Genomic DNA, 24,166 nt, shown 5'->3' on the forward strand with positions numbered 1-24,166 from the left:
GAACCGGGATGAATCATAAAAAAACGTCCAACATGGTAACCCGCAGTATGGGTGAAGGTATCCTCCTGTGTGTTGTTGTAGGCGTAGTGGTCTTTTATATGCTGTATACATATGGATATGTGAAGTCGTTCCCAACCTGGGGAATGATACTGAAAGTAGCAGGAGCCGTTATACTGGTGTTGATTGGTACAGGCGCAATGTACGGATTTTATGAAAGCTATCGCTTTAAAAGCAGACTGGAAATGTTAAGAGAGACATTGCTGATGTGGGAAAAGGGCACCCCTGCACGTGAGTTGCCACCCCTAGGGCATGATGAGCTTGGCAGGCTAGGAGAGCAGTTGGAAAGAATTGGGCGTAAATGGCAGGAACAAGTTACGTCTTTACAACGCTTATCTACAGATAATGCTCAGCTGGCAGAACAGGCACGAATGACTGCGATCGTAGAGGAACGGCAGCGGCTGGCCAGAGAGTTGCATGATGCAGTATCGCAGCAATTGTTTGCTATTTCAATGACAGCGACGGCTGTGGGCAGGACGCTGGACAAGGATTTTGATAAAGCGCAGCGTCAAGTTGCATTAATTGAAGAAATGTCTTCCGTGGCACAATCTGAAATGCGGGCGTTACTCCTTCATCTACGGCCTGTCTATCTGGAAGGGAAACGGCTTGAGCAGGGTTTGCGTGATTTGGTACAGGAATTACAGGCAAAAGTACCAATGGAGATTGATTTTGAGATGGAAAGCGGAGTACAGTTGGTTAAAGGCATTGAGAATCACTTATTTCGCATTGTTCAGGAAGCGATGTCTAATACATTGCGCCATGCCAAAGCAACTCGTATGGAAATTCGTATCGTGCAGCGCCCGGATTCCATTAGGCTGACGATTCGGGATAATGGTATTGGTTTTGAAATGGATGAGAAAAAGCAGACATCATATGGATTATCCACCATGCAGGAGCGGGTCAGTGAAATTGGAGGAGCTATTCAGTATATAACGGCTCCGGGAAAAGGGACACGGATCGAGGTGTCTGTGCCAGTTATTTATGATGAAAGCGGAAGGAACGATGATCATGGAAACGGAATTACCGATTAGCGTGCTGCTGGTAGACGACCATGAAATGGTGCGGATCGGGCTTGCGGCAGTGCTGGGGACAGAAGAAGGGATTGAAGTGGTCGGCGAGGCTGGAAGCGGAGAAGAAGGCATACGGTTAGCATCAGAATACAAGCCAAATGTGATTTTAATGGATTTGGTCATGGATGGCATGGATGGTATTGAAACGACACGCCAAGTGACACGCCTGCTTCCAGAGACAAAGGTGATTGTACTGACGAGTTATTTGGATGATGAGAAAATGTACCCGGTCATTGAGGCAGGTGCATTCAGTTATTTGCTCAAAACGTCTCGTGCTTCCGAGATTGCGGATGCGATCCGTGCAGCTGCACGCGGACAGTCCGTACTCGAGTCACAGGTGGCCTCTAAGATGATGAATCGATTCCGCCAGCCACAGGCTGAAGCGCCCGCGCATACAGAGCTAACAGATCGTGAGATGGAGGTTCTTCGCTTGTTGGCACAAGGGAAGTCTAACCAGGATATCGCAGATGAACTGATTATCGGGATTAAGACGGTAAAATTCCATGTCACGAACCTTCTCGCCAAATTAGGAGTGGAGGACCGCACACAGGCGGCAATCTATGCCTATAAGAACGGCTTAGCAGAGTAGATTATAAAACGACAAATACAAAGAACCGGAGGCGATGAATGGTCCTCCGGTTTTTTTTGTGTTCTGAAATACGGCGTTTAGATAAGGAGGAATAGAAAGGCGATTAAGGCCAGATCTAGTGCAAGCCCTCCCCCGTATCCATATCTGCCGCGATAGCCTGCTCTGCCATTTGCATAATTTCCATTTCCGTTTGAGCCAAATTCGCCTACGTTATAAGGAAAGTATGGATTTAGAAGTTCGTCGGGCGGTCTATTAAAGGCATTTAGCTTGGCAGAAGGGCGAGCTTTGTTTTTGGAATTCCTTTTTTTCTTTTTAGAGGAGATTTTTTTAGCTTTTTGTTTTCCTTTGTTACTGTAGCTTCCGGCATAGAGACTACCAGGAAAGGAGGATGGATATCCGTTCAACATCAGCTTGCCTTTGCTACACCCGCTTAAGATGCCGATGTGTCGTGTACCATCACGCATGACGGCACAGACCATCCGTCCGCCATGAGGTGCCACACTGGCTTCATTTACTGGATAAATGGGAAACATGATTTCACCTCTTTTGGTGTAAGATGCGTTGTGATTATAGTCTATTCCTATAGTGCCTACGGTGTATGGTCGAACACCCAGTAGGCGAATGAATATTTCTTAAGGGTTGTGCTGACTTCCTCTGCGTATAAAACCTCTGGCAACGGGCATGCTATTGATAGATTCATAGATTTCAATCGAGCCGAAAAAAGAAGCATTCTATCGTGGATATGCGGAGAACGTATGGTTATGGAGGGGAAGGAACGTCCATGTTAAAAGTAGAGATGATTAAAAAGGGAGTTATTGCGATTTTGGTATTAGGAACGGTGTTGGTACTGGCTGGCTGGCGTTACGGAACTCTTCAGACCAACGGAACTGATTCCCGCGAGGCAGAAACGGCTTTACGCTCGTTGTTATTCCTATCGGATCAAACCCCGGGTACACTGGATAAGCTAGTTGTAAAATGGCAAGGCGATTGGATTCCTAATCATGAAGATCCGGCAGATATAGCGGCACAGATAGCTGATCAACTGAATATACCCACAGCAAGTAAACTCGTGGAAAATGGACATTCACTTTATCGTTCTGTTCGTGATCGTGAAGATTTGAAAATTCGTTTAAATGTGATGGAACGTCAAACTGGACAATGGTATGTAGTCGTTCAGCTGGAAAGCAGTGACACAGGACGTGAGCAATTGATTCAGCTTCATAAGCTTTGTGCAGAGCAATTAAATTCTATAGGGGTTCAAGCGCAGTGGAACACCTCCGTTCAGCGTTCGCTGCAAGCAAAGGAAAGCGTGGATCAACTGATGAAACAAACAGAAGCGAGCTTAGCAGGGACCATCTCTATGCAGGCTAAAGAAAGATACACAGATGTAAATACAGTAGCCGTATCTTATGAAGCTCCAGACCTGCCATTAATGGTTCAAAGCGGTGAGCATCAAGTTCAGATGCAGATGGCTGTACATGAAAATAAGGAGCAGCAGGATAAACGCATAACACTTGGTTTTCCGCTTATCACGATTGAATACTGACTTATAAGGTAAATTTATGATTCATCGGATAGCTTATCCATGTGGAATATGTTAAAATGTCATCAAATCTTTAGTTCCATGTTTTTCGAAAATCAAGTATGATCTTGTATAAATATACACAATACTACATGCGGATTTCGAGGATTGTGGATTGCGGAATCTTGACATGGGAAGAATGAGGTACTTCATGGCTGACATACCTGTTAAAGAATCTCTTGTGACACAAGGTGCAGTTCTGTTTATTTTTGGTGCTACGGGCGATTTGGCTCGCCGCAAGTTATTTCCTGCTATCTACAGCTTGTATCGCGAAGGCAAGCTTGCTGAAGATTTTGCTGTAATTGGTGTAGCAAGACGTCCTCGCACGGAAGCAGAATTCCGTAATGACCTGTACGCTTCCATACAGGAGTTTAGTCGCTATAAAGCAGAAAATGATCAAGAATGGCAGGCATTTGCCGAGCATTTTGAATATAAATCGCTGGATATCAACAATGTCGATGGGTTTCATGAGCTGAGACAGCAGACGGAGGCTATAGAAGGTAAGTTTAACATACCGGGAAATCGGTTGTTTTATTTGGCCTTGGCTCCTGAATTATTCGGAAGTGTGTCGAAGAGCTTGAAAGAGGGCGGCATGTTGGACGGCAAGGGCTGGAATCGTCTGGTTATAGAGAAGCCTTTCGGCTACAACCTCGAATCTGCACAAGAACTGAACATTGAAATACGTGAAGTATTTGCCGAAGAAGAAATTTATCGGATTGATCACTATCTTGGTAAGGAAATGGTACAAAATATCGAGGTGATCCGCTTCGCTAACGCTTTTTTTGAACCACTATGGAATAACAAGCATATTGCCAATGTGCAAATTACGCTGAGTGAAACGGTAGGGGTAGAGGAACGCGGAGGTTATTATGATCATTCCGGTGCCTTGCGTGATATGGGACAAAACCATATGCTGCAAATGCTTACGATGATCGCGATGGAGCCACCTAGTCGTTTGTTGCCAGAGGATATCCGCGATGAAAAGGTAAAAGTGCTGCGTTCACTACGACCTTTTGGATCATCTGAGGATGTGAAGACCAACGTGGTACGTGGTCAATATACTGAGGGCAGTTATCGCGGTCAGCAGTTACCAGGGTATCGTCAAGAAGACAAGGTTGATCCACAATCGAATACAGAGACTTATTTTGCTTCACGCGTGTTTGTTGATAACTTCCGTTGGGCTGGCGTACCGTTCTACATTCGTACGGGCAAACGCCTCCCTGTAAAAACTACGGAGATCGTTGTGGAATTTAAGAGTATGCCGACCAATGTATATCTCGGTCAAAAGCATAAGCTCGAACCCAACTTGCTCGTCATTCGGGTTAATCCAATGGAGGGCATTTACATTAAAATCAATGCCAAGAAGCCTGGTTCGGAGTCAGATATTGAGCCGCTGGCGATGGATTTTTGCCAAAGCTGTATGGTGGGGATCAACTCACCGGAAGCTTATGAACGGTTGCTGATGGATGCGATCGAGGGTGATTCGACGTACTTCACGCGCTGGGATGAGGTGGCTACAGCGTGGGGATTCGTTGATCGAATCGCCAAAGCATGGCAGCAGACCCCGGATACACTGGAAACCTATGCTGCAGGCTCATGGGGACCTGATGGTGCTCACAAGCTGTTGGAGCAGGATGGCTACAAGTGGTGGCCGGTTAGCGGTCAGGATGAAGATAATGTCATCTGGCGAGTAGGCGGCACTCAGTAATCCCGATTTGTCCAGCATCCCCCTATGTCCTGTTCAGGATGTAAGGGGATGCTTTGCGTTCGGAGTATGCTATAATAGCTTAGTCTCAGGTTTTCAGTTTGCAACTGATTATACGTTAAAGGCAGGCTAAAACATGTAAATAGATCGTATTTATCATGAATATGGTGACGGAGTATGCCGAATACTGGAGCTAACGGCAATGAGCCGATGAACTTGTGAAAATAGGCGTGCATCATGGCCTTTTTATAATAGCTTGAGCAGAAATGCAATGGATTCGATCATGAAGGGATATGTGAAATGAGTAAAACAACAGATATACTTCAACAGGAAGTCGACAAACGGCGTACGTTTGCGATTATTTCTCACCCGGATGCGGGTAAAACGACACTGACGGAAAAGTTGCTGCTGTTCGGGGGCGCTATTCGTCTTGCAGGTACAGTCAAAGCTCGTAAAGCTAGCAAGCATGCGACGAGTGACTGGATGGAGATTGAAAAACAGCGGGGGATTTCGGTAACATCCTCAGTAATGCAATTTGATTATAATGGGCATCGCGTTAATATTCTGGATACCCCAGGTCACCAGGATTTCAGTGAAGACACGTACCGCACACTGACAGCTGCAGATAGTGCGGTCATGCTGATTGACGTAGCGAAAGGTGTGGAAGCGCAAACGATCAAGCTGTTCCAGGTTTGTGCGAAGCGCGGAATACCGATATTCACCTTCATTAATAAGCTGGACCGTGAGGGACGCAGTCCCTTTGATCTGATGGAGGAACTGGAACAGGTGCTTGGTATCCGTTCGGTGCCGATGAACTGGCCGATTGGTACTGGGCGTGATCTGTGCGGTGTTTATGATCGTGTCAAAAATCAGGTTGAGTTGTTTCAGGGAGATGACCATTCCACGATCAAGGTACAAAAAGTGGAAGGTTACAATGATCCGATTATTCGCGAGATGGCGGGCGAATATTTGCACGACCAATTATGCCAGGATTTAGAGTTGCTTGATGTCGCAGGTGACCCTTTTGATATGGAAAAAGTACAGCGTGGAGAATTGACGCCTATATTCTTTGGCAGTGCGATTAACAATTTTGGCGTGCAAACATTTTTGGAAAACTTCCTCCAGCTTGCGCCTAAGCCAGAACCGCGCCGCAGTACAGTTGGGGAAATTCAGCCAACGAACGAGAAGTTTACTGGCTATGTATTTAAAATTCAGGCCAATATGAACCCGGCTCACCGTGACCGTATTGCATTTTTGCGTATCGTGTCTGGTAAGTTCCAACGCGGGATGAGTGTTAAACATGTTCGAATGGGTAAGGAGATTAAGCTGTCCCAACCACAGCAGTTCTTGGCACAGGACCGTGATATTGTCGAAGAAGCATTCCCTGGGGATATTATAGGCTTGTTTGACCCAGGTATTTTCCGCATTGGCGATTCACTGAGTCAAGGTGGCGAGGTTGTATTTGATGAACTGCCAACCTTTTCACCTGAGATTTTTGCTAAGGTTACTGTAAAGAATGCTTTAAAGCACAAGCAGTATCTGAAAGGTATCGACCAGTTGACTGAAGAAGGTATGATTCAGGTGTTCCGTACGGTAAGCTTCGATGATACGCTTCTAGGCGTAGTCGGCCAACTGCAATTTGAAGTATTTGAATACCGCATGAAGGGTGAATATGGGGTAGATGTACAGCTTCAGCGTATGCCGTTCCAATTTGCTCGCTGGATTGTGGATGAGCAGATTGATCCGAGCAAGTTTCGTATCAACTCTACGCTGGTGAAAGATAAGAAAGGCAATTATGTCGCCTTGTTCGAAAATGAGTATGCCATGCGTACGGCTATAGAAAAAAATCCGACTGCTAAGTTTTTGGAAATGGCTCCATAAAATTTTATATGCAGAGCAGTCTGATCTCAGTCATTTGATATATACCACGAATAGTCCACTCGATATGAATGCGAGTGGACTATTCTTATTTTCGAATACGGGTAAAAATAATGAGCACAATTAAAACATAACAAGAAGTTGAGTAGCTAGAGCTAGGTTAAGGGCACGGGTTTGATTTTATCGATTTGTTCATGTGCCAAATGGACGAAGTCATGCTGCTGGTTTGGACTCATATGCTTCCATGCGATTTCAAGAATGACACCCAATCCAGGCAAAGCGGCTTCCGGTCCATCCACTGACCCAATAATCATATCCGTAAGATCAGCCTCTGATTTGCCGTGAACTTTGTGAACAATCGCTTGTCGTAAATCCATTGTAATGGGCATGTGTTCCCTCCCGTATGTTGTAATAGTGATCGAATGTATTATGGCTTGGGCTGTGGTCCAGTATACATGAAGAAGCATTTGGAATAAGGATGCTAAAATTTATGTTTGTAGCATGATATGCTATACTATGACGGACAGTATGGTGAGCGGGAGGTAAAGAAGGAATGGCGAAAAAACAGTATGCGGTCATTGGCATGGGGCGCTTTGGCTCCAGTGTTGCCAGCGCGCTGAGTGAGATGGGTTTTGATGTGTTGGCTATCGACTCGGACGAGCAGCGTACACAGGAAATGTCGAATATTGTGACGCATGCGGTGTCTGCCGATTCGACGGATGAGGAAGCACTGCGAGCACTGGGTATCCGCAATTTTGACGTAATTGTAGTCGCAATTGGTGAAGATATACAAGCCAGTATTCTAACAACATTGATTCTCAAGGACATGGGTGTGCCCGCTCTTGTGGTCAAAGCACAAAATGAACTACACGGGAAAGTGCTGCAAAAAATAGGTGCGGATAAAGTGGTTTATCCTGAACGGGATATGGGACTGCGGGTAGCCCATCATCTAACATCTCCCAATATTCTGGATTATATCGAGCTGTCCAAGGACTACAGTATTTTGGAGATGCGAGCCGCTGATTCCATGATTGGCAAAAATCTGAAGGAGCTAGACATACGTGCACGCTTCGGCTGCAATGTAATGGCGATTCGCAGAAACCAGGAGATGAACATTTCACCTTATGCTGAGGATCGTCTTGAAGCGGGTGATGTGCTGGTCATTGTGGGTCACAAGGACGATCTAACCAAGTTGGAGCTGGCTTTTGCAGCTTAGAGAGGTTTGATGTTCAAGTACAAGTGATGCATCATTTATTTTTAAAGAAACGGACCATAGAACGGAAGGTTAAACGAATGGAAATCATTTCACCGAATAATGCGCGTGTAAAAGAATGGTCGCAATTGCTGGAGAAAAAGCATCGTACACGGCAGCATAAATATATTGTTGAGGGTATTCATCTAGTGCAGGAAGCGTTGCGTTCGAACGCGGCAGTAGAAAGCGTCGCCTATGATTTGGACAAGGGGATTCCTGCCGAGCTGAATGGTCTGGATTCAGCCGACCAGCCGGTGGAATGGATTCCCGTGTCGGCGGCGGTCATTGCCAAATGCACCGATACCAAGACGCCGCAGTCTGTCTTTGCTATCGTGCGTAAGCAGGAGCAGAGCGCATTCGCAGCATTACTTGAGCAGCCAGATGCGCTGGTGATGGTGCTGGACGGGGTACAGGACCCCGGCAATGTAGGCACCATTATCCGCAGCGCGGACGCTGCTGGAGCCGCAGGCGTTATATTGGGTCATGGCTGCGCCGACCTGTACAACCCCAAAACGATCCGTTCCACGATGGGATCGTTATTTCATCTGCCGGTGATCGAAGGCAGTCTGGAGGAGCTTTTGCCGCAGGCCAAAAGCAAAGGGGCCCGCTTGCTCAGCACCTCGCTGGATGCAAGCTTGTCATGCTATGCCGTGGATTTGCGTGTATCCACCTGGCTCGTGATTGGCAACGAGGGCCAAGGTATTTCTGCTGCTACCGCTAGTATGGTGGATGAATCAGTATTCATTCCAATGCAGGGACAAGCAGAGTCACTGAATGCAGCCATGGCCTCTACGGTGTTATTATTCGAGGCGATGAGACAGCGAAGCTAAGAGAATGAACACGGATCTGTGTGGGTTATAGCATCAATGAATACTAAAATGAGTCGGGTCATAGAGCCCGACTCATTTTTTTAGAGAATGTTATATCTGTCATGATCTTGATCCCTTTTAAGGGTAAGTCTTCATTTGGACATAATACATAATTACTGTTGAGCTGTTTTCTATATACCTTACAACAAAGTAAGGTTTTTGTAAGCTTTGACTGTTGTTTGTGATGTATAGGCTAGTTAGTATGTTTAATAGCTAGGCAAGGAAAGATGTGAGCATATGAAGTATTCAAAGAACAAAATAAAAAAGGTAATCAAATCAAAAAAAGACTTCGATGAGACGATAAAAAAATATAAAGGGATCATTATTACAGTAACAGTTATCGTTATGATGATTATAACGTTAACTGCTCTGGTGCTTGGCACAATGCATATTATTCGAGACTCAATCTATATCACAATTGAATCTTCCTAATTACAATTAAAGAAAATGGATTGTTGTTATTGCTTGGACGATTAAATCAAGGCATTATATAGAGAAAATCATGTTATTAAAAATTCAAGCACTAAGAAGGTAGAAAACACAATGCATAAAATATTAATCGTAGAGGATGACTCTCAAATTAGCTCTTTACTCCAATCCTATCTTGAAAAGTATGGTTATCAAGGAGTTGTCGTTTCAAATTTTGATCAGGTATTGAGTACTTTTCAGGAAGTTAAGCCTGATTTGGTCATACTTGATGTGAATTTACCTCGTTTTGATGGATTTTATTGGTGTAGACAAATTCGCACCCAATCTACTTGTCCTATCCTTTTTGTGTCCGCGCGGGATGATAAGATGGATCAGGTCATTGCTTTGCAGAACGGGGCGGATGATTACATTACTAAACCGTTTCATCCCGAAGTACTGTTAGCCAAAATAGAAAGTAATCTGCGACGTGCCTATGGTTTATATGCAGTTGCCCAAAAATCACGCTCCATAACAGTGTCAGGCTTGACTCTATACCCTGACATTATGGAGCTTGTGTTTCATGACAAGCAGGTAGAAATGAGCCATAAAGAAGCTGCGCTACTGGAGCTACTGATGACATATCCTAAGCAGGTTGTAGGGAGAGTTCATCTCTTAGAAGCTTTATGGGATGATTACCAATATGTCGGTGAAAATACACTGAATGTTTATGTTACTCGTGTCCGTAAAAAGCTGGCCGAGTTGGGGTTGGAGGAAATCATAGAGACGGTTAGAGGAGCTGGATATCGGCTGCACTTGACTGAGGAGGAAGAACAGTGAAGCTTTTTTGGCGTGATCATTTCTCAATGATCATATTCAATATCGTCCAACTTTTTCTTGTGTTAAGCATTTATTGGATGGATGGTTATCATAACTTGTCTACTGCTCTTTATTCCGTCTTTTTTGGGACCTCTATATTGCTGATCTATTTACTGTTCCGGTACGTCATGTATTCTAGTTTATATCGATTACTTTCCACTGCAAATATTAGAGATCTAGATGAACTCATTCAGATGAAGGTACTTAATCCTCTTGCCTCTTCTTTACAGAATTTGCTTTTACAATTTTACCGATTGTATCAGTCTCGAATTCATCAGTTAGAGCATCAACAGCGTGATCACATTACTTTTATTAACCAGTGGGTTCACCAGATGAAAACTCCCCTCTCTGTTATTCATTTAATTCTCAAAGGAAAAATAGATCCCGAGTCGGATCAGATTCATGATGAGATTGATCGAATGGGAAAAGGACTGGAAATGATCTTATATATGTCACGATTGGAGGCCTTTGAACCTGACTTTCATGTGGAGCCTGTTGTATTACGAAAGCTGGTTAGTGAAGTGATTTATGATAACAAAAGATTAATGATTCGTAACGAAATTTATCCTTCCAATGAAGTGGACGAGCAGTTGAGTGTGATTACCGATGCCAAATGGCTAAGATTTATAATTAATCAATTGGTGACCAATGCGGTGAAATACTCTTCAGGTCATGCCCACAGTCTGAAGTTGATATCTGAGATAAGAGATAAAGTGTTTGTGCTGAAAGTACAGGATGAAGGAATCGGTATCCCTAAAAAAGATATTGAACGGGTATTTGAGGCTTATTACACAGGTGAAAACGGACGGAAGTATAGTGAATCTACCGGAATGGGCCTGTACATGGTGTCAGAAATCTGCAAAAGGCTGAGTCATGACATTCAACTGAAATCGACGGTTGGTGAAGGAACGACGGTTGAGATCTTGTTTTCAATTCACAAATAAGAACCTTACAACACATTTAAGGTTTCTGTAATGTTAATCGATCGCTTCATCCCTCTGGATGAATTATGATCATGACATAGGAAAAAGAAAGGAATGAACGATGGAGATTGTACGAATGGATCAAGTCACCAAAATATACTATGGTAAGGTTCCCTACCGAGCTCTCAACAATATCCATTTAACGATTCAACAAGGTGAGTTTGTAGGCATTATGGGTCCGTCTGGTAGTGGGAAGACAACATTACTAAATATGATTTCCTCCATTGATATGCCGACTTCTGGCGAGGTTAGCATTAATGGGGAAAATCCACATCTGCTCAAGAAGGATAAGCTCGCTTTATTTCGTCGCAAAGAATTGGGGCTTGTATTTCAAGACTATAATTTGCTGGAAACTCTTAGTCTGGGAGAGAACATACTATTTCCTCTGATGCTGAATAAAAAAGGATTAAAGGAAATGGGACACAAACTGGAAGAGGTAGCGAAGAAACTGGATATTGCAGATATTTTAGACAAACGGCCTCTTGAGGTGTCAGGGGGGCAAAAGCAAAGAGCAGCTATAGCCAGAGCTATTATTCATTCTCCTTCACTCCTGTTGGCAGATGAACCAACTGGAAATCTCGATTCCAAATCTTCACGAGTTGTGATGGAAATGTTAGAACTCATCCATCGCGTAGACAATTCCACAATCGTGCTGGTAACACACGGTGCCTTGGAAGCCAGTTATTGTGATCGGGTAATTTTTATTAAAGATGGCGAGTTATTTAATGAAATCCACCGTAGTCACAGTCAGCAATTATTTTTTCAGGAAATCATAGATATGCTCTCCTTTCTGGGGGGAAGTAGACATGCACATGAGCTTTCGTCTGTTAGCATGGAATAATCTCAAGCATAATGCGCGTGCTTATGTACCTTATTATTTAAGCAGCTCCTTGATGATTACAATTTTTTTCGTATATGCGATGTTTATTTTTCACCCGGATGTCTCCAATGCAATCATGGCCTTTAATGTAAAAAAAGGATTACAAGTAGCTGATCTATTGATTTTTGTATTTTCCTTTTTCTTCGTATTATACACAAACAATATTTTTATTGCTGCACGTAAAAAAGAATTCGGTATACTGACCATTTTGGGGACACATCGCAGACAAATTTATTTTTTGGTTGCTTATGAGAATCTGATTATAGGCTTTTTATCCTTGATTACCGGGATTACGGGAGGATTTGTTTCCGCAAAGTTCTTTCTACTTTTGGGCTCCAGTGCCACAGGGCTGTATTTAACATTTTATTTTCCTTGGAAAGCACTGGCTTTCACCGTAGTTGGCTTTATGTTTTTATTTACCTTGATCTCACTTGTATCTGTTTTCTTCATACGCCAATCTAAATTACAGCAGCTTTTTAGCAAGGTTACTCAGCTCAAAAAAGAGCCCAAAGCTTCATGGAGCCTGTCCTTTCTTGCAATAGCGCTAATAGGAGCAGCTGTGTATTTAATGAAGCTGGATTTTCCACCATATATTTATCTGGCACCGTATCGTTTGGGGACTCTATCCTTTTATATGTTGCACTATTCAGTTGGAGACACATTTAAATATACGATTGTAATGGGGTTTATTGGAATTTACTTACTATACGCCCAATCAAGTGTTTTGTTCATTCAATTGCTTAGAGCCAACAGGAAATGGTGTTGGAGTGGAACTCGTTTGTTATGGCTATCTGAAATCACATACAAAATGAGGAATAATGCCGGGCTGTTCACATTGGTTACCCTAATTTCTATCGTTTCCTTTCTAGGAGCAGCTTCAACTTTTGACTCCATGCAGCAGCAAAATAGATTTCTTAGGGAGCAGTCTTATTCATTTGCATTTTTTTCTGATGTTGTAAGTTCCATAGATCTTGAAGATGAGATTGATCAAAATCTTTATAATGCTGGGGTGGATTATTCGAAAAGTGAAGTACTGATCTTTCCCTTTCGTGAACAGTTGGCACCTGTGATGAAACAATCCAACTATGAGCCTCTTGCTTCTAAATTAAAGAAACAAATACAGGTACCTGCGCTTCGAGATGATCAAGGCTTTTTCATTTTTGATTCAAACGGGATGTCATTAGAAGAACAGAAAACCTTTTTTGAAAAAAGGCTAACTTACAATCAAGGGAAATCCCGAATTACGGGTATCCAGATTGTGGATACTCAGAAGATAGACCATAGCATAAAGTTTGATGGAAACATCATTTCTGAACTAGGAAGGTTGCTTGTTGTCTCAGATCAAACTTACGAACATTTAGTTAAACAACAGTATTTCAATGTTCCATTGGCATACAAATCTGTTTATTATTTTGTGCCTAAATGGAAGAGTGGCCAAGTATCATTGGAAACTTCTGAGACCCAAGAAGAGGTGTGGTTGTATTCCCTGCTGGCCAACAAGGTGAATAAAGGATCGCTTAACTCTAGAGCAGTGGATTATCTGACATCGGAGATGGATCTGAATATTAGTAAATTTATTGGCGGATTTATCGCCATCATTATGTTGGCAAGCACAGTAAGCCTGCTTTATTTCAGATTGTATGTAGATCTTAAACGGGATGAGGAAATATACCGGGCTTTATCCAAAATTGGACTAAGCTCAAGGGAAATGAGACGAGCTGCATCCAGACAAATTGCATTCCTATTTCTTCTGCCATTAGTTGTTTCATCCATAGGAATAGTGCTTTGTTTAGTTATGTCAGAACCATCTGTAGTACCCTTTCATCTTACGCTTATTCAAATTATGATTTGCTTTTGGGTAATTCAATTCTTTTCCTTTCTTATTGTACGTTTCCTGTACCTTCGTCAATTGGATTTAAAGATGCTGTAAAGAGCGATAAGCCACATGAAAAAAGTTGCAGAAGGGTAGGGTTAGACTCCTCCTTTCTGGAATTTTCATCAAATACAAAATAAGGTCTCAATGGGCTGAGAGCCTTGACGAGTAGGTGCAGGGCGAATTTGTTCATCAGAAGATATTTAATTCATATAACAACGCATTAGTGAATTCTATTCAAGTCGATACCATATTTTAAAAGTGGGGATATCATGAAAAAAAGTTTGTTCATTTTATTGCTGCTCGCCTTGTCGGCCAGTTCTTTATCAGAGTCCTTTGTTCAAGCAGAGGAGGCGCAGCAGCAGGTTACCAAAGCGAGCGTGAAACTAACACTGAGCCAAGCCCAGCAATGGGCGCGGTCTAATAGCTTTAGCTTGAAGGAGGCCCAGCAAGCGATAGATCGTAACCGGATTAACCTAAAAAATGCTGGTAAGAATCTGGATTTTATTCCGGCAGGTACAGGCAACGGTGAAGAGGATGCGGCTAGTAGTTCAGCCTGGAAGGGGTATGCTTCATCGACGGTTTCTTATCTGGAATCCAAGAAGCAAATTGAACTTGCCCAAGATCAGACAGACTACGCTGCAATGAAAAACTATTACGATGTACTTTTGGCTGATAACAAAGTGAAGAGTAGTGAGGATGCACTTTCGCTCGCGTTATTAGAGGAAAAGGCTGCTGAAGCGAAGGCCAACCGTGGAAAAATTTCTCCAGGTGATCAAAGTACGATTATTCAGACTCGTATAGAGGCTCAAAAGAATGTAGACATTGCAAAGACTGCATTGCAAAAAGCGATAGATTCATTAAATACGCAAATGGGTCAACCTCAAGGTACGGTATATGAACTGGTTGATCGCCCTGTTTACCCCAAAATAGACAACACGAATTTGGATACGTTGGTGACGCGTGCAATCTCGGCGAGTCCTTCGGTGTGGAGACAGGAGGAAGCTGTCAAGCTGGCCAAGATGGAAGTTAAATATTACACATGGAACTCAGGAACTGATGATTATGAAATTAAGCAGATTGATGTAGATTCAGCAGAAGGCGGACTGGAAAATACCAAGGATCAACTGGCAGAAACCTTGAAGAGCATGTACTTTAACTTACAGCAAAATGTTGAACAATACGAGCAAATGCAAAGTAATCTACAGAACGTCAATAAAGTGTTGGACATTTCTCGTAAAAAAAAGGAACGTGGTTTTGCTACAGGTACGGAAGTCGCCACGAATCAATTAAAAGTGAAGCAAATCGAACGGAATATGGATGAACTGATTGTTCAAATGACGTTGCTGCAACATGCTTTGAACAAGCCGTGGAGCGTATAGGATTTAGAAAAAATACTTTTGAAGGGGATATAACATTGTCAGAAATAGAAAAGAAAGATGCATTGCAGGTAGTAAGAAAGAAAAGAAGGCTGAAAAGAATTATAGGCATTTTTGTCCTGATCATTATAGCGGGGATTAGCGGTACTGTTTATATGAACAGGAGTAAGGAAAAGCCTGTGGAGGGTCCTGCAAACCAGATCGTACAGGTACAGAAGACAAACATGACCGAGTCGCTTAAAGTCACTGGAACCGTTCAGGCTTCCAAGGAAGTAAACATTAATTTTACAAATGTCGAGGGTGCCAAGCTCGTCGCTGTCAATGTCAAAGCAGGAGATAGCGTCAAAGCAGGTCAGGTTCTAGCACGATTAGATGATTCGGATGCCAGGCTGCAAATTAAGGATGCCGAATCGAATGTGGCGATTGCAAGAGCCAAACTGGAGGAAGCCAAGCGCGGACCCAAAACGAATGATATAGAGTTGCAGAAAGCTAATGTCTTAAAGGCACAGATGGCGATTAAAACAGCCAAGAACACGATGGAATTAGAGGAAGCCGCTGCTCAAAAGGAGTCGGCCAAGGTGACTTTGGATAAGGCTCAGAAGGATTATGATGACCAGGCTTATCTGGTTCAGAATGATGCGGCAGCAGAAAGTGACCTGGCAACAGCCAAGCAAAATCTGGATAAGGCAAAATTGGATATGAGCAATGTGGAGCTGCAGTACAAGAAGGCACAGACCAAGCAAACTGAGGCGATCGAAGAGGCGGAAATGGGCTATAAAACAGCTTTAATACAATTAAAGGCTGCACAGTCCCCGCCCGAAGCTTCCAACATCCAATCCGCACAGGCTTCTTTATTGCAGGCTGAAACGGCATTAGAGCAGAAGAAAAGTGTCCTGAGTAAATTACAGGTTACGGCGCCGTGGGACGGGATCATTTTGAAGGTCAACGGCGATGTGGGTACCAGTCCTACTGCACCTTTTATTGTCATGAATAATTCAAACACAGGGGCTATGAAGGTTCTTGCCAAGGTTAACGAAAGTGATATTGCTAAATTGAAGACTGGACTTCAGGCGACAATGCACTCGAATTCATTTCCGGACAAACAATTTAAAGGCGAAGTCCTCTTTGTTTCTCCAGAGCCGGTTACCGAATCCAATGTGACTACATACAAAATCGAATTGTCTTTGGATAGCCAAAAGATAAGGCTGCAACCAGGGATGAATATGGATGTATCCCTTCTGTTAGCTGAACACAAAAATGCGTTATCTGTGCCGCTGTTTGCACTGAGATCTGAAGGCGGTGTGGATGGAGTATATGTGGCGAAGAACGCGGCGAATCCGGCCGATTATGAGTTTAGACCAGTGAAACTGGGTGTCTATACAGCAGATCAGGCGGAAATCAAGTCTGGTGTCAAGGACGGTGAGACCATTGTGATCCCACCTCAGGGTGGTAGTGCTGGTTCGAATGGCAGTCCAGAGGGTCAAGACCCTGATGGGGGGCAGGCACAATGAGTGAAACTCAATCCCATAAAGCTGTAATCGAAATTAAAGAACTGAAAAAAATGTATGAGGTAGGCGGACAGAAGATTCAGGCTCTGCGCAGTGTTAATTTATCTATTAGCGAAGGGGAGTTTGTTGCTATCATGGGGCCCTCTGGTTCGGGCAAGTCTACCATGATGAATGTCATTGGCTGCCTGGATCATCCCGATACCGGAGAGTACTACCTGGATGAGTACTCCATATTGGATGCTAGAGAGAACGAGCTTTCGGAGATTAGAAACCAGAAGCTGGGTTTTGTATTTCAGAAATTCTATCTACTTCCCCGAACTACAGCATTAGCAAATGTAGAGCTGCCTATGATGTATGCAGGTGTACCTGCCAAGGAGCGTCGGGAAAGAGCCGTAGAGGCACTACGCAGCGTTGGCCTTGCAGAACGGATGTACAACAAGCCTAACGAGCTATCTGGTGGTCAGCAGCAACGTGTTTCCATTGCTCGGGCATTGGTGAATAATCCTGTTATTCTGCTGGCGGATGAGCCTACGGGAGCACTGGATACGAAGACGAGTATTGAAATTATGGAATTATTTCAAGGCTTGAATGAGCTGGGAAAAACCATCGTCTTGGTCACGCATGAGCTGGAGATTGCTGAATATGCCAAACGGTTGATCAGCTTTCGGGATGGTAATATTGAACGAGATGAGCCTATTGCAAATAGACGAATTTCATCAAGGAAGGTAAGCCTATGAATGTAATGGAAACCATCCGTGTATCCATGAATAGCTTAATCACTAACAAGCTACGCTCATTTTTAACGATACTCGGTATTATTATCGGGGTGGCAGCAGTTATTGCCATTATGGCGATCGGAAACGGATCTACAGCCCGCATAAAGGCGGAAATTAATAAATTAGGAAATAACGTATTGATGGTTGCGCCGGCTATGACAATGGTCGATGGTGAAATAGATTATGACCACACACCATCTTTTACTTGGGCTGATGTCGAGGCGTTGGACAAAAAGAAGTCTATAGATGCATTAATGCCGAATATAACGAGCAATTCAAAAGCTACGTGGGGGCGATATAACTATAACGCCACTATTGTAGGAACTTCCGCTTCATTCTATAAGGTCAAAAAGTTTTCCTTTGCCGAGGGTAGAACATTTACCAACGATGAGATGGACAAACGCATGAATGTCGCCATACTTGAAAGCCAAGCGGTTCAACGTCTTTTTGGTGGAGATAGCCAAAATGTATTGGGACGGACGTTTCAAATTAAGCAGATCCCTTTCAAGGTAGTCGGAGTATTGGATACTCAGCCAGTTACGAACTTAAGCTACAGTAGTAATGAACAAATTTACATCCCTGCTACAACCATGATGAACCGTCTGGGTGAGAAGAATATTACCGGATTGGATGTGTCTGCCAAGTCACCAGCCTTGATGGATCAGGCTCGCTTAGACATCTTGGAAAGCTTGCGTGTGACACACCAGCTAAAACCTTCGGAACCAGATCAATTTCAAATTATGAGTCTGTCAGAGGCAGCAGGTGCAGCTTCTGGTGTAGATAGTATTATGACCAGCCTATTGGGTGGGGTAGCCGCGATATCCCTCGTGGTAGGGGGAATCGGAATTATGAATATTATGATGGTCTCAGTTATAGAGCGTACAAAAGAAATCGGTATTCGGAAAGCCATTGGTGCCAAGCCGAGAGATATTATGATTCAATTCCTGTCTGAAGCGATCATTTTTGGTCTGTTAGGAGGCACAATCGGAGTTGTTACAGGTATAGGAGCTTCCAAAATACTTGAGGCGGCTGCGCATATGACCATTGAATTTACAATCTCGCCTATCATATATTCGTTTCTTAGCTCTGCGGGCACAGGCATCCTATTCGGAGTATATCCGGCTTATAAAGCAGCAAGTTTGAGGCCAATAGATGCATTGAGATACGAATAATTGAATTGGCACATGGTCGCAACATAAAACGTGAACTGCTTCTAGATTTTGGAGGAACATATACTATGGAAAAAAGCTATGTGCAAAATAGAACCAGAGCTCATCGGATGAAGAGGAAGAGAAGAAGACTACTGTTTATTATTATCATTTGTATTGTTCTAATTATTTTAAAACTCTTTGACATTTTCAGTAGTAAACCACAACCAGTCAAAACGATTGAATTTGCAGAAAAAATAGAATCCGTATCAACCGACAAATTAAATAACGAATCCAAAGGGAGCGAATTCCCTGTAAAAAATGTTTCGGGTGTTGAGGATGCTGCATTTGTTGAAAAGTACTTAAATCAGCAAATCCAAGGTCAAAAGCCCGATGGGATAGACGGTAAAAAGGTTGTCTATTTATCTTTTGATGATGGGCCATCAGTAACCGTGACGCCTAAGATTTTAGATGTTCTTAAAGAACAAAATGTAAAAGCGACGTTTTTTGTGGTCGGAAAAGCAGTCGAAGAAAATGAAGGTACTAAACATTTAACCAAAAGAATAGTTAAAGAAGGGCATGCTATCGGAAATCATACCTACTCACATGATTATGGTTATTTATATCCTAATCAGACTGTGAATTCGAGCATTTTTATGAGCGATATTGAAAAAACAAATCAAATTTTAAAGCAAATTTTGGGACAGGATTTTTCCACAAGAGTGATTCGATTTCCAGGTGGCCATGTGACGTGGCAGAGAAAGGATCCCAAAGGCATGGAAGAGTTAGATAAATTTTTACATGATAAGGATTATCATCAGATTGACTGGAATGTGTTGCCTAAAGATGCGGAAGGTACATCTAAGAATGCCGAGGAATTAATACACGAATTTATGAAGAGCATTGGGACTAGAGAAAAAGCAGTGGTACTCATGCATGACACTTACGGGAAGGAAGAAACAGCTAAAGCCTTGCCTGAAATCATAACATATTTAAAAAAGCAGGGATATGAATTTAAGACTATAAAGTAGCCAGTGTATTTTAAGTCAAGGGGAACACCGTAACCCATCGAAACAGAAAGGATAAGCAATAATATGGACATTAACGATCTGGAAGATCTATATTTATCTCATAAATCAGAACTCCTTGGCTATCTTTTGAGAAGAGTGCATAACAAACAGGATGCCGAAGATTTGTTGCATGAATGCTTTATTCGGTTTATAAGAGCTTCCCCTAATTTGCCCGAAGATCGTATCCGATTTTATCTTTTGAGAATTGCTAAAAATTTAGCCATAGATATAATAAGAAAGCGAAAAAAGATGGAGGAATATTTCTTACGTAAGGAGCACGTCTACTATCACTGGGATACCCCCGATTTTGAAATTCAGGATGAGGTCGATCGAATTCTTTTGATGGCAAGTAATCCCGAGCAAAGGACGGTACTTAAATTGCGTGTAGTCCAAGGATACTCCATAAAAGAAACGGCTAGAATTTTAAATAAGAGTGAAAATTCAGTGAAATCTTCGCTTCACAGAGCTTCGAAACGTATTAAATTGAGATATATTTCCTGACCACAATGGAGTGCTTGCTTTTTATAACAAGAAGTAAGACAAACAGTCCCGATGAGAAATCTCGATTGCGGGGCTGTTTGTACGTTGTACATAGTAGTTGAAATGATGAAAAAGGCGGTAAGTAATCACGGTTATTTTCTTATGCCAATCAGCAAGACATCAGCTTCAAAATCATGCATCCCAATGATCGTGATTTGCTCTTGCACAGAGATTGAAGCTGTGCCAAAACGACGATTCTCCAGGTCAATGACCGTGAAGTCGTATTCGCTCAAATCCACGTTTAGCTTCAGCACCGTGTTGATTGGAACGTAGATGGCGACCTTGGTGTAATCGGTGCTTACAGCCGCACGAATTTCTTCCGTATTTTTAAGCACTATGTTCCAAGGCTGCATATCTGTAATTTCATATATCCCGAAGAGCCATTTGGCCAATCCGTAATCCCATGCCCCTTCAAACTTAAGTGCAGACTGCCAATCATATGGACTGTCGAATCCCTCCCCAGTTACCCCGAACCTTTTGCCTTTTCGATGCCAGCTCCAAATACCGTGGGCTCCATAGGTTATGCCCGCAGACGCCCCGGACAGAAGACTTTGCCAGGCTGCCTTACGAACATCGGCGCGGCTGAAGCGGCCATAGACTTTTCGACTGTAGCCCATTTGTTCATAACAGGGCTCCGAGTTGAGCACCGGTCGGGTGACAGGCTTATTACAGAAATCCAGTGCGAGTGTATACGCCGTTGGTTGAAATTGTGAATTATGTCCTGACTGGTACATGTAAAAATCCAAATGGGGATCATCAATAAATTCCTCTGGCAGTGCCGCTAATCTTCCTTGAATATGCAGGGTAGTCAGACACTGCGGGCTGTGCTGTTTTATGGTATGGAGAGCAAGTCGGTAATATTGGTTGGCACGCTCGGAAGGGAAATCAGTGTCACCACTTATAATATAAATAGGGTAGAATTTGGAGAACCGATCGGCAATGTAACGTATATAAGGTTCCACTGCCCCAAGTGGCATTTTTTTCTCCTCACGAAGCTTGGCAGCCCAGGTATCCGGGATATAATTACACCATAGTAGAACCAGTGCAGGAACAAAGCCTCTGTTCACAGCCATTTCGATCATCGTCTCGGCTCTGGTAAAGTATTCTTCGTTCGGCATATAAAAATTGTAGCTGCCATCCTCGGCACATGCAAAAGGCTCATAGTTCAAATCGCTGCCACTTGCATCCCACTGGCGCAGCAAATTGATTTGCAGGACATTGAAGCCCTGACTTTTACGGTAATCCAGATAATAGGCCCATTCCTCCAGCGTAATGTTGGTAAATGCGCTCCAAACCGTATCCGCCAAATAAAAAAAGGGGTTACCCTCATTCATGAAATATCGTTTGTTCTCAGCGATACTCAGTTGAATCAAAAGCTTCCTCTCCTAACGATTGTAATGGCAGAAGCGGCGACCATGTATCCGTCCGCCGCTTCTGCTTTTTTTCTATTATAGAATAACAGGACTTGCTGTAGCTTCGCTTGCTTGCTTGTCCAGTTGCTCCTGCGCTTCGTGTTCCTTTTTTAGAGCCTGCTTATCCAGCGCTCTAAAGAACGGGTAGTAGATCAGCATACTGATCGGAATGAGTACCAATTGTGCGGCGGCTAGTTTCCAACTGCCCTCAATGAAGCCCAGAGCAAAGATAGGGGTGCCGAAAGGCGGGTAAATTCCGATGGGTGCAGGCAACAAGCCGATGTTGGTGGCAATATAGCCGAGTACCGCACAAATGATGGGAGCAACGATAAACGGAATGGCTAGCAACGGGTTCAATACCATTGGAATTCCGAAGATCAGCGGCTCGTGAATGGAGAAAAAGGTACCCGGAAGACCAAGCTTGCCGATCGTCCGAAGCTGTTTGCTCTTGGCCAGGAAAACCAATAGCAGAGCAAATCCAAGCATCGGTGCATAGTTGCAGTAGATGGACCAGAAGGCCAGACCGATAGTGTTCGGAAGTGGAGCGCCTGCCTGGAAAGCGTCAAGGTTGGCTAGATCCAGACTCATCCAGATGGGCTTAACGATAGCGAGTATAACAATTGCACCGTGAATTCCGAACATCCACAGAGCCTGCATAATGATCAGCGCGATAATTAAAGCGCCGAGTGATCCGCCCAATCCTTCCAGTGGTATTTGGAGATAAGTGTAGATAAAATCGTGAACTGTACCAAATGGGGTCTGCATGAACAAACCAGCAACGATAACAAACACAAGGGCTACTAAGACAGCTGGGATCAAGCCTGAGAAGGTTTTGACAACGGTAGGCGGGACCCCGTCAGGCATTTTAATCGTCCAATTGCGGTCAACAATCCAAATATACAACCGTGCAGCAATCAAACCGACGATCATGGCAACGAACAATCCCTGCGCGCCGAGCCATTGAAGTGGCAAGGCACGAACTTTATCAAAGGTTTGGATCGGTGTAACGATAAGAAAAGAAAGAAGAGCGGTTGCCGCTGGCACAAGGGGGTCCTTGTCAAAAGCTTGCGCCAGTCTGTAGGCGATAAAAAATACCGCATACAGTGCAATGATGCCAGTGGTCATTGTCGATGCCAACCCGATTATAGCCTTTACGGGTGCAATAAGATTCTGGTAAGGCTCCCAAGCAAGTGCAGAGAAGAGGGTTGCAAATGCTCCGATAATCAGAAAAGGAAGGGTGGACATCAGCCCGTTGGAAATTGCGCTCATGTAACGGTTTTGCTGAATTGTACCCGCTACTTTTTGAAGCTTATAAGAGAATTTTTGTTGGTTATCCATATTTATTCAACTCCTACTATAGACTTTCATCCGCCTATATAACGACTTAGATAACGCTTTCATTTGGTGAAACACCATGCAGAACATCATATATCGTTGCCCGATTTGGCCAACCTTCTTGTTCGGGCTGGTGATGAGTACCTGACTCTGAGCTTTACAGCTTAAGCGCGTCTCCTAGCACTTTTTCGCCGTTCATCATTCCATAGTCTACTATATTGATAACACTTACCTTAATGCCTTTAGGTTCATATTTTGCCTTGAAATCATCCTGCAGGTAGCCAACCTGTGGTCCAATTAGCAGTACATCTGTCTTGTCAGCATATTCTTTAAACGAACTTTCGGAAGTAGCCCTAATTTCAACCTCAAGGTTTTGTGCTTGTGCCGCCTTTTGCATTTTCTGTACCAACATACTTGTAGACATTCCTGCAGCACATACGAGTGTAATTTGTTTCATCCGTTGTTCCCTCCATTGGAAGTGTGATTTGTGATATCTTCATAGCGATTCAATCTGTTGTAAAGCTCAATCATATGTCCCGCCAGATCTTTAGTTGTGATGGCTGACATAAGGTGATCTTGAGCATGTACCATAAGCAGTGTGACTTCGTGGGCGGTTCCGCCAGCTTCCTGTTGAATCAGTCTCGTTTGTGATTTATGAGCTTTAACCAATTCGGCTTTGCTTTCTTCAAGCCGCTCTGCCGCCAACTGTGTGTTACCCTTTTGAGCAAGAGCGATTGCTTCCATCGCTTTACTCTTGGCAACACCTGAGTTGGTGATAATCCCCATAATGATTTCTTGATACTCCTCCATCTCGTTCACCTCATGCTTTTTTCTCTTTAACTTACAGTTTCAGTGTATAGGTTTACTGCCGAGATCTAAACCCAAGTCTTTTCCGCCAGTAGCGGAAATTCATTCATTGCTGTTACTCGTCCATTTTAAAAAGCTCCGAAGCAGCACCTGTTCTGTGATATCAGCT

Annotated in this window: 23 protein-coding genes; 17 read left to right on the plus strand and 6 right to left on the minus strand. The window is 43.4% G+C overall.

Annotation, left to right across the window (positions count from 1 at the left end):
• The first annotated feature begins 8 nt into the window (after positions 1-8).
• Complete coding sequence (locus ACXHJ1_RS11505; protein WP_013372996.1) at positions 9-1,088, plus strand: sensor histidine kinase; 1,080 nt, start codon at positions 9-11, stop codon at positions 1,086-1,088.
• Positions 1,066-1,716, plus strand: coding sequence for a response regulator (locus ACXHJ1_RS11510; protein WP_013372995.1), 651 nt, complete (start codon positions 1,066-1,068; stop codon positions 1,714-1,716). The genes ACXHJ1_RS11505 and ACXHJ1_RS11510 overlap by 23 nt, the downstream gene beginning before the upstream one ends.
• Positions 1,717-1,793: 77 nt before the next feature.
• Here the strand turns inward: ACXHJ1_RS11510 and ACXHJ1_RS11515 are convergent, their stop codons facing one another.
• Positions 1,794-2,249 carry a hypothetical protein gene (locus tag ACXHJ1_RS11515; RefSeq protein ID WP_016819935.1) on the minus strand — a complete coding sequence of 152 codons (456 nt, stop codon included), beginning with the start codon at positions 2,247-2,249 and terminating at the stop codon, positions 1,794-1,796.
• Positions 2,250-2,497: 248 nt separating this feature from the next.
• Between ACXHJ1_RS11515 and ACXHJ1_RS11520 the strand changes: the two genes are divergently transcribed.
• The 3 genes from ACXHJ1_RS11520 (at position 2,498) to ACXHJ1_RS11530 (ending at position 6,884) form a co-directional block, all read left to right on the plus strand.
• A complete protein-coding gene (locus ACXHJ1_RS11520; protein WP_457906084.1) occupies positions 2,498-3,262 on the plus strand; it encodes a YwmB family TATA-box binding protein in 765 nt (254 codons plus the stop codon).
• Positions 3,263-3,449: 187 nt separating this feature from the next.
• Positions 3,450-5,006 carry a glucose-6-phosphate dehydrogenase gene (gene zwf, locus ACXHJ1_RS11525; RefSeq protein ID WP_019688577.1) on the plus strand — a complete coding sequence of 519 codons (1,557 nt, stop codon included), beginning with the start codon at positions 3,450-3,452 and terminating at the stop codon, positions 5,004-5,006.
• Positions 5,007-5,303: 297 nt separating this feature from the next.
• Complete coding sequence (locus ACXHJ1_RS11530) at positions 5,304-6,884, plus strand: peptide chain release factor 3 (RefSeq protein ID WP_016819938.1); 1,581 nt, start codon at positions 5,304-5,306, stop codon at positions 6,882-6,884.
• A gap of 152 nt (positions 6,885-7,036) precedes the next feature.
• Here the strand turns inward: ACXHJ1_RS11530 and ACXHJ1_RS11535 are convergent, their stop codons facing one another.
• Positions 7,037-7,270: a small acid-soluble spore protein SspI gene (locus ACXHJ1_RS11535; RefSeq protein ID WP_016819939.1), complete on the minus strand. Its 234-nt coding sequence runs from the start codon at positions 7,268-7,270 to the stop codon at positions 7,037-7,039.
• Positions 7,271-7,434: 164 nt separating this feature from the next.
• Here ACXHJ1_RS11535 and ACXHJ1_RS11540 point away from each other — a divergent pair, with 164 nt between their 5' ends.
• From ACXHJ1_RS11540 to ACXHJ1_RS11595, 12 genes are all read left to right on the plus strand, one after another.
• A complete protein-coding gene (locus ACXHJ1_RS11540) occupies positions 7,435-8,097 on the plus strand; it encodes a potassium channel family protein (RefSeq protein ID WP_016819940.1) in 663 nt (220 codons plus the stop codon).
• Between the two features lie 77 nt (positions 8,098-8,174).
• A complete protein-coding gene (locus ACXHJ1_RS11545; protein WP_019688576.1) occupies positions 8,175-8,963 on the plus strand; it encodes a TrmH family RNA methyltransferase in 789 nt (262 codons plus the stop codon).
• A gap of 582 nt (positions 8,964-9,545) precedes the next feature.
• Positions 9,546-10,247 (plus strand): response regulator transcription factor, encoded by a 702-nt coding sequence (locus ACXHJ1_RS11550; RefSeq protein ID WP_174821041.1) that lies wholly within the window; start codon positions 9,546-9,548, stop codon positions 10,245-10,247.
• Positions 10,244-11,230 (plus strand): sensor histidine kinase, encoded by a 987-nt coding sequence (locus tag ACXHJ1_RS11555; protein WP_457906085.1) that lies wholly within the window; start codon positions 10,244-10,246, stop codon positions 11,228-11,230. The genes ACXHJ1_RS11550 and ACXHJ1_RS11555 overlap by 4 nt, the downstream gene beginning before the upstream one ends.
• Before the next feature lie 100 nt (positions 11,231-11,330).
• Positions 11,331-12,110, plus strand: coding sequence for an ABC transporter ATP-binding protein (locus ACXHJ1_RS11560; RefSeq protein WP_025365805.1), 780 nt, complete (start codon positions 11,331-11,333; stop codon positions 12,108-12,110).
• Positions 12,076-14,079: an ABC transporter permease gene (locus ACXHJ1_RS11565; RefSeq protein ID WP_174821044.1), complete on the plus strand. Its 2,004-nt coding sequence runs from the start codon at positions 12,076-12,078 to the stop codon at positions 14,077-14,079. Before ACXHJ1_RS11560 ends, ACXHJ1_RS11565 begins: the two co-directional genes overlap by 35 nt.
• A 215-nt stretch (positions 14,080-14,294) precedes the next feature.
• The gene (locus ACXHJ1_RS11570) at positions 14,295-15,404 is read left to right on the plus strand and encodes a TolC family protein (protein WP_457906086.1); all 1,110 of its coding nucleotides are present in this window, start codon (positions 14,295-14,297) and stop codon (positions 15,402-15,404) included.
• Between the two features lie 35 nt (positions 15,405-15,439).
• The gene (locus ACXHJ1_RS11575) at positions 15,440-16,912 is read left to right on the plus strand and encodes an efflux RND transporter periplasmic adaptor subunit (RefSeq protein ID WP_019688567.1); all 1,473 of its coding nucleotides are present in this window, start codon (positions 15,440-15,442) and stop codon (positions 16,910-16,912) included.
• Positions 16,909-17,646, plus strand: a complete 738-nt coding sequence (locus tag ACXHJ1_RS11580) for an ABC transporter ATP-binding protein (RefSeq protein WP_016819949.1) — start codon at positions 16,909-16,911, stop codon at positions 17,644-17,646. The genes ACXHJ1_RS11575 and ACXHJ1_RS11580 overlap by 4 nt, the downstream gene beginning before the upstream one ends.
• Positions 17,643-18,857, plus strand: a complete 1,215-nt coding sequence (locus ACXHJ1_RS11585) for an ABC transporter permease (protein ID WP_457906087.1) — start codon at positions 17,643-17,645, stop codon at positions 18,855-18,857. The genes ACXHJ1_RS11580 and ACXHJ1_RS11585 overlap by 4 nt, the downstream gene beginning before the upstream one ends.
• A 65-nt stretch (positions 18,858-18,922) precedes the next feature.
• A complete protein-coding gene (locus tag ACXHJ1_RS11590; RefSeq protein ID WP_117289243.1) occupies positions 18,923-19,864 on the plus strand; it encodes a polysaccharide deacetylase family protein in 942 nt (313 codons plus the stop codon).
• Positions 19,865-19,927: 63 nt separating this feature from the next.
• Positions 19,928-20,404 (plus strand): RNA polymerase sigma factor, encoded by a 477-nt coding sequence (locus tag ACXHJ1_RS11595; protein WP_457906088.1) that lies wholly within the window; start codon positions 19,928-19,930, stop codon positions 20,402-20,404.
• A gap of 131 nt (positions 20,405-20,535) precedes the next feature.
• Here ACXHJ1_RS11595 and ACXHJ1_RS11600 read toward each other — a convergent pair whose 3' ends face one another.
• The 4 genes from ACXHJ1_RS11600 to ACXHJ1_RS11615 form a co-directional block, all read right to left on the minus strand.
• A complete protein-coding gene (locus tag ACXHJ1_RS11600) occupies positions 20,536-21,816 on the minus strand; it encodes an apiosidase-like domain-containing protein (protein WP_457906089.1) in 1,281 nt (426 codons plus the stop codon).
• A 75-nt stretch (positions 21,817-21,891) separates the two neighbouring features.
• The gene (locus ACXHJ1_RS11605; RefSeq protein WP_107734748.1) at positions 21,892-23,193 is read right to left on the minus strand and encodes a PTS sugar transporter subunit IIC; all 1,302 of its coding nucleotides are present in this window, start codon (positions 23,191-23,193) and stop codon (positions 21,892-21,894) included.
• A gap of 154 nt (positions 23,194-23,347) precedes the next feature.
• On the minus strand, positions 23,348-23,647 hold the full coding sequence (locus ACXHJ1_RS11610; RefSeq protein ID WP_019688563.1) for a PTS sugar transporter subunit IIB: 300 nt from the start codon (positions 23,645-23,647) through the stop codon (positions 23,348-23,350).
• Positions 23,644-24,000 carry a PTS lactose/cellobiose transporter subunit IIA gene (locus ACXHJ1_RS11615; protein WP_016819955.1) on the minus strand — a complete coding sequence of 119 codons (357 nt, stop codon included), beginning with the start codon at positions 23,998-24,000 and terminating at the stop codon, positions 23,644-23,646. Before ACXHJ1_RS11615 ends, ACXHJ1_RS11610 begins: the two co-directional genes overlap by 4 nt.
• Positions 24,001-24,166 lie beyond the last annotated feature (166 nt).

This window comes from Paenibacillus sp. ALE2 (assembly GCF_054113385.1).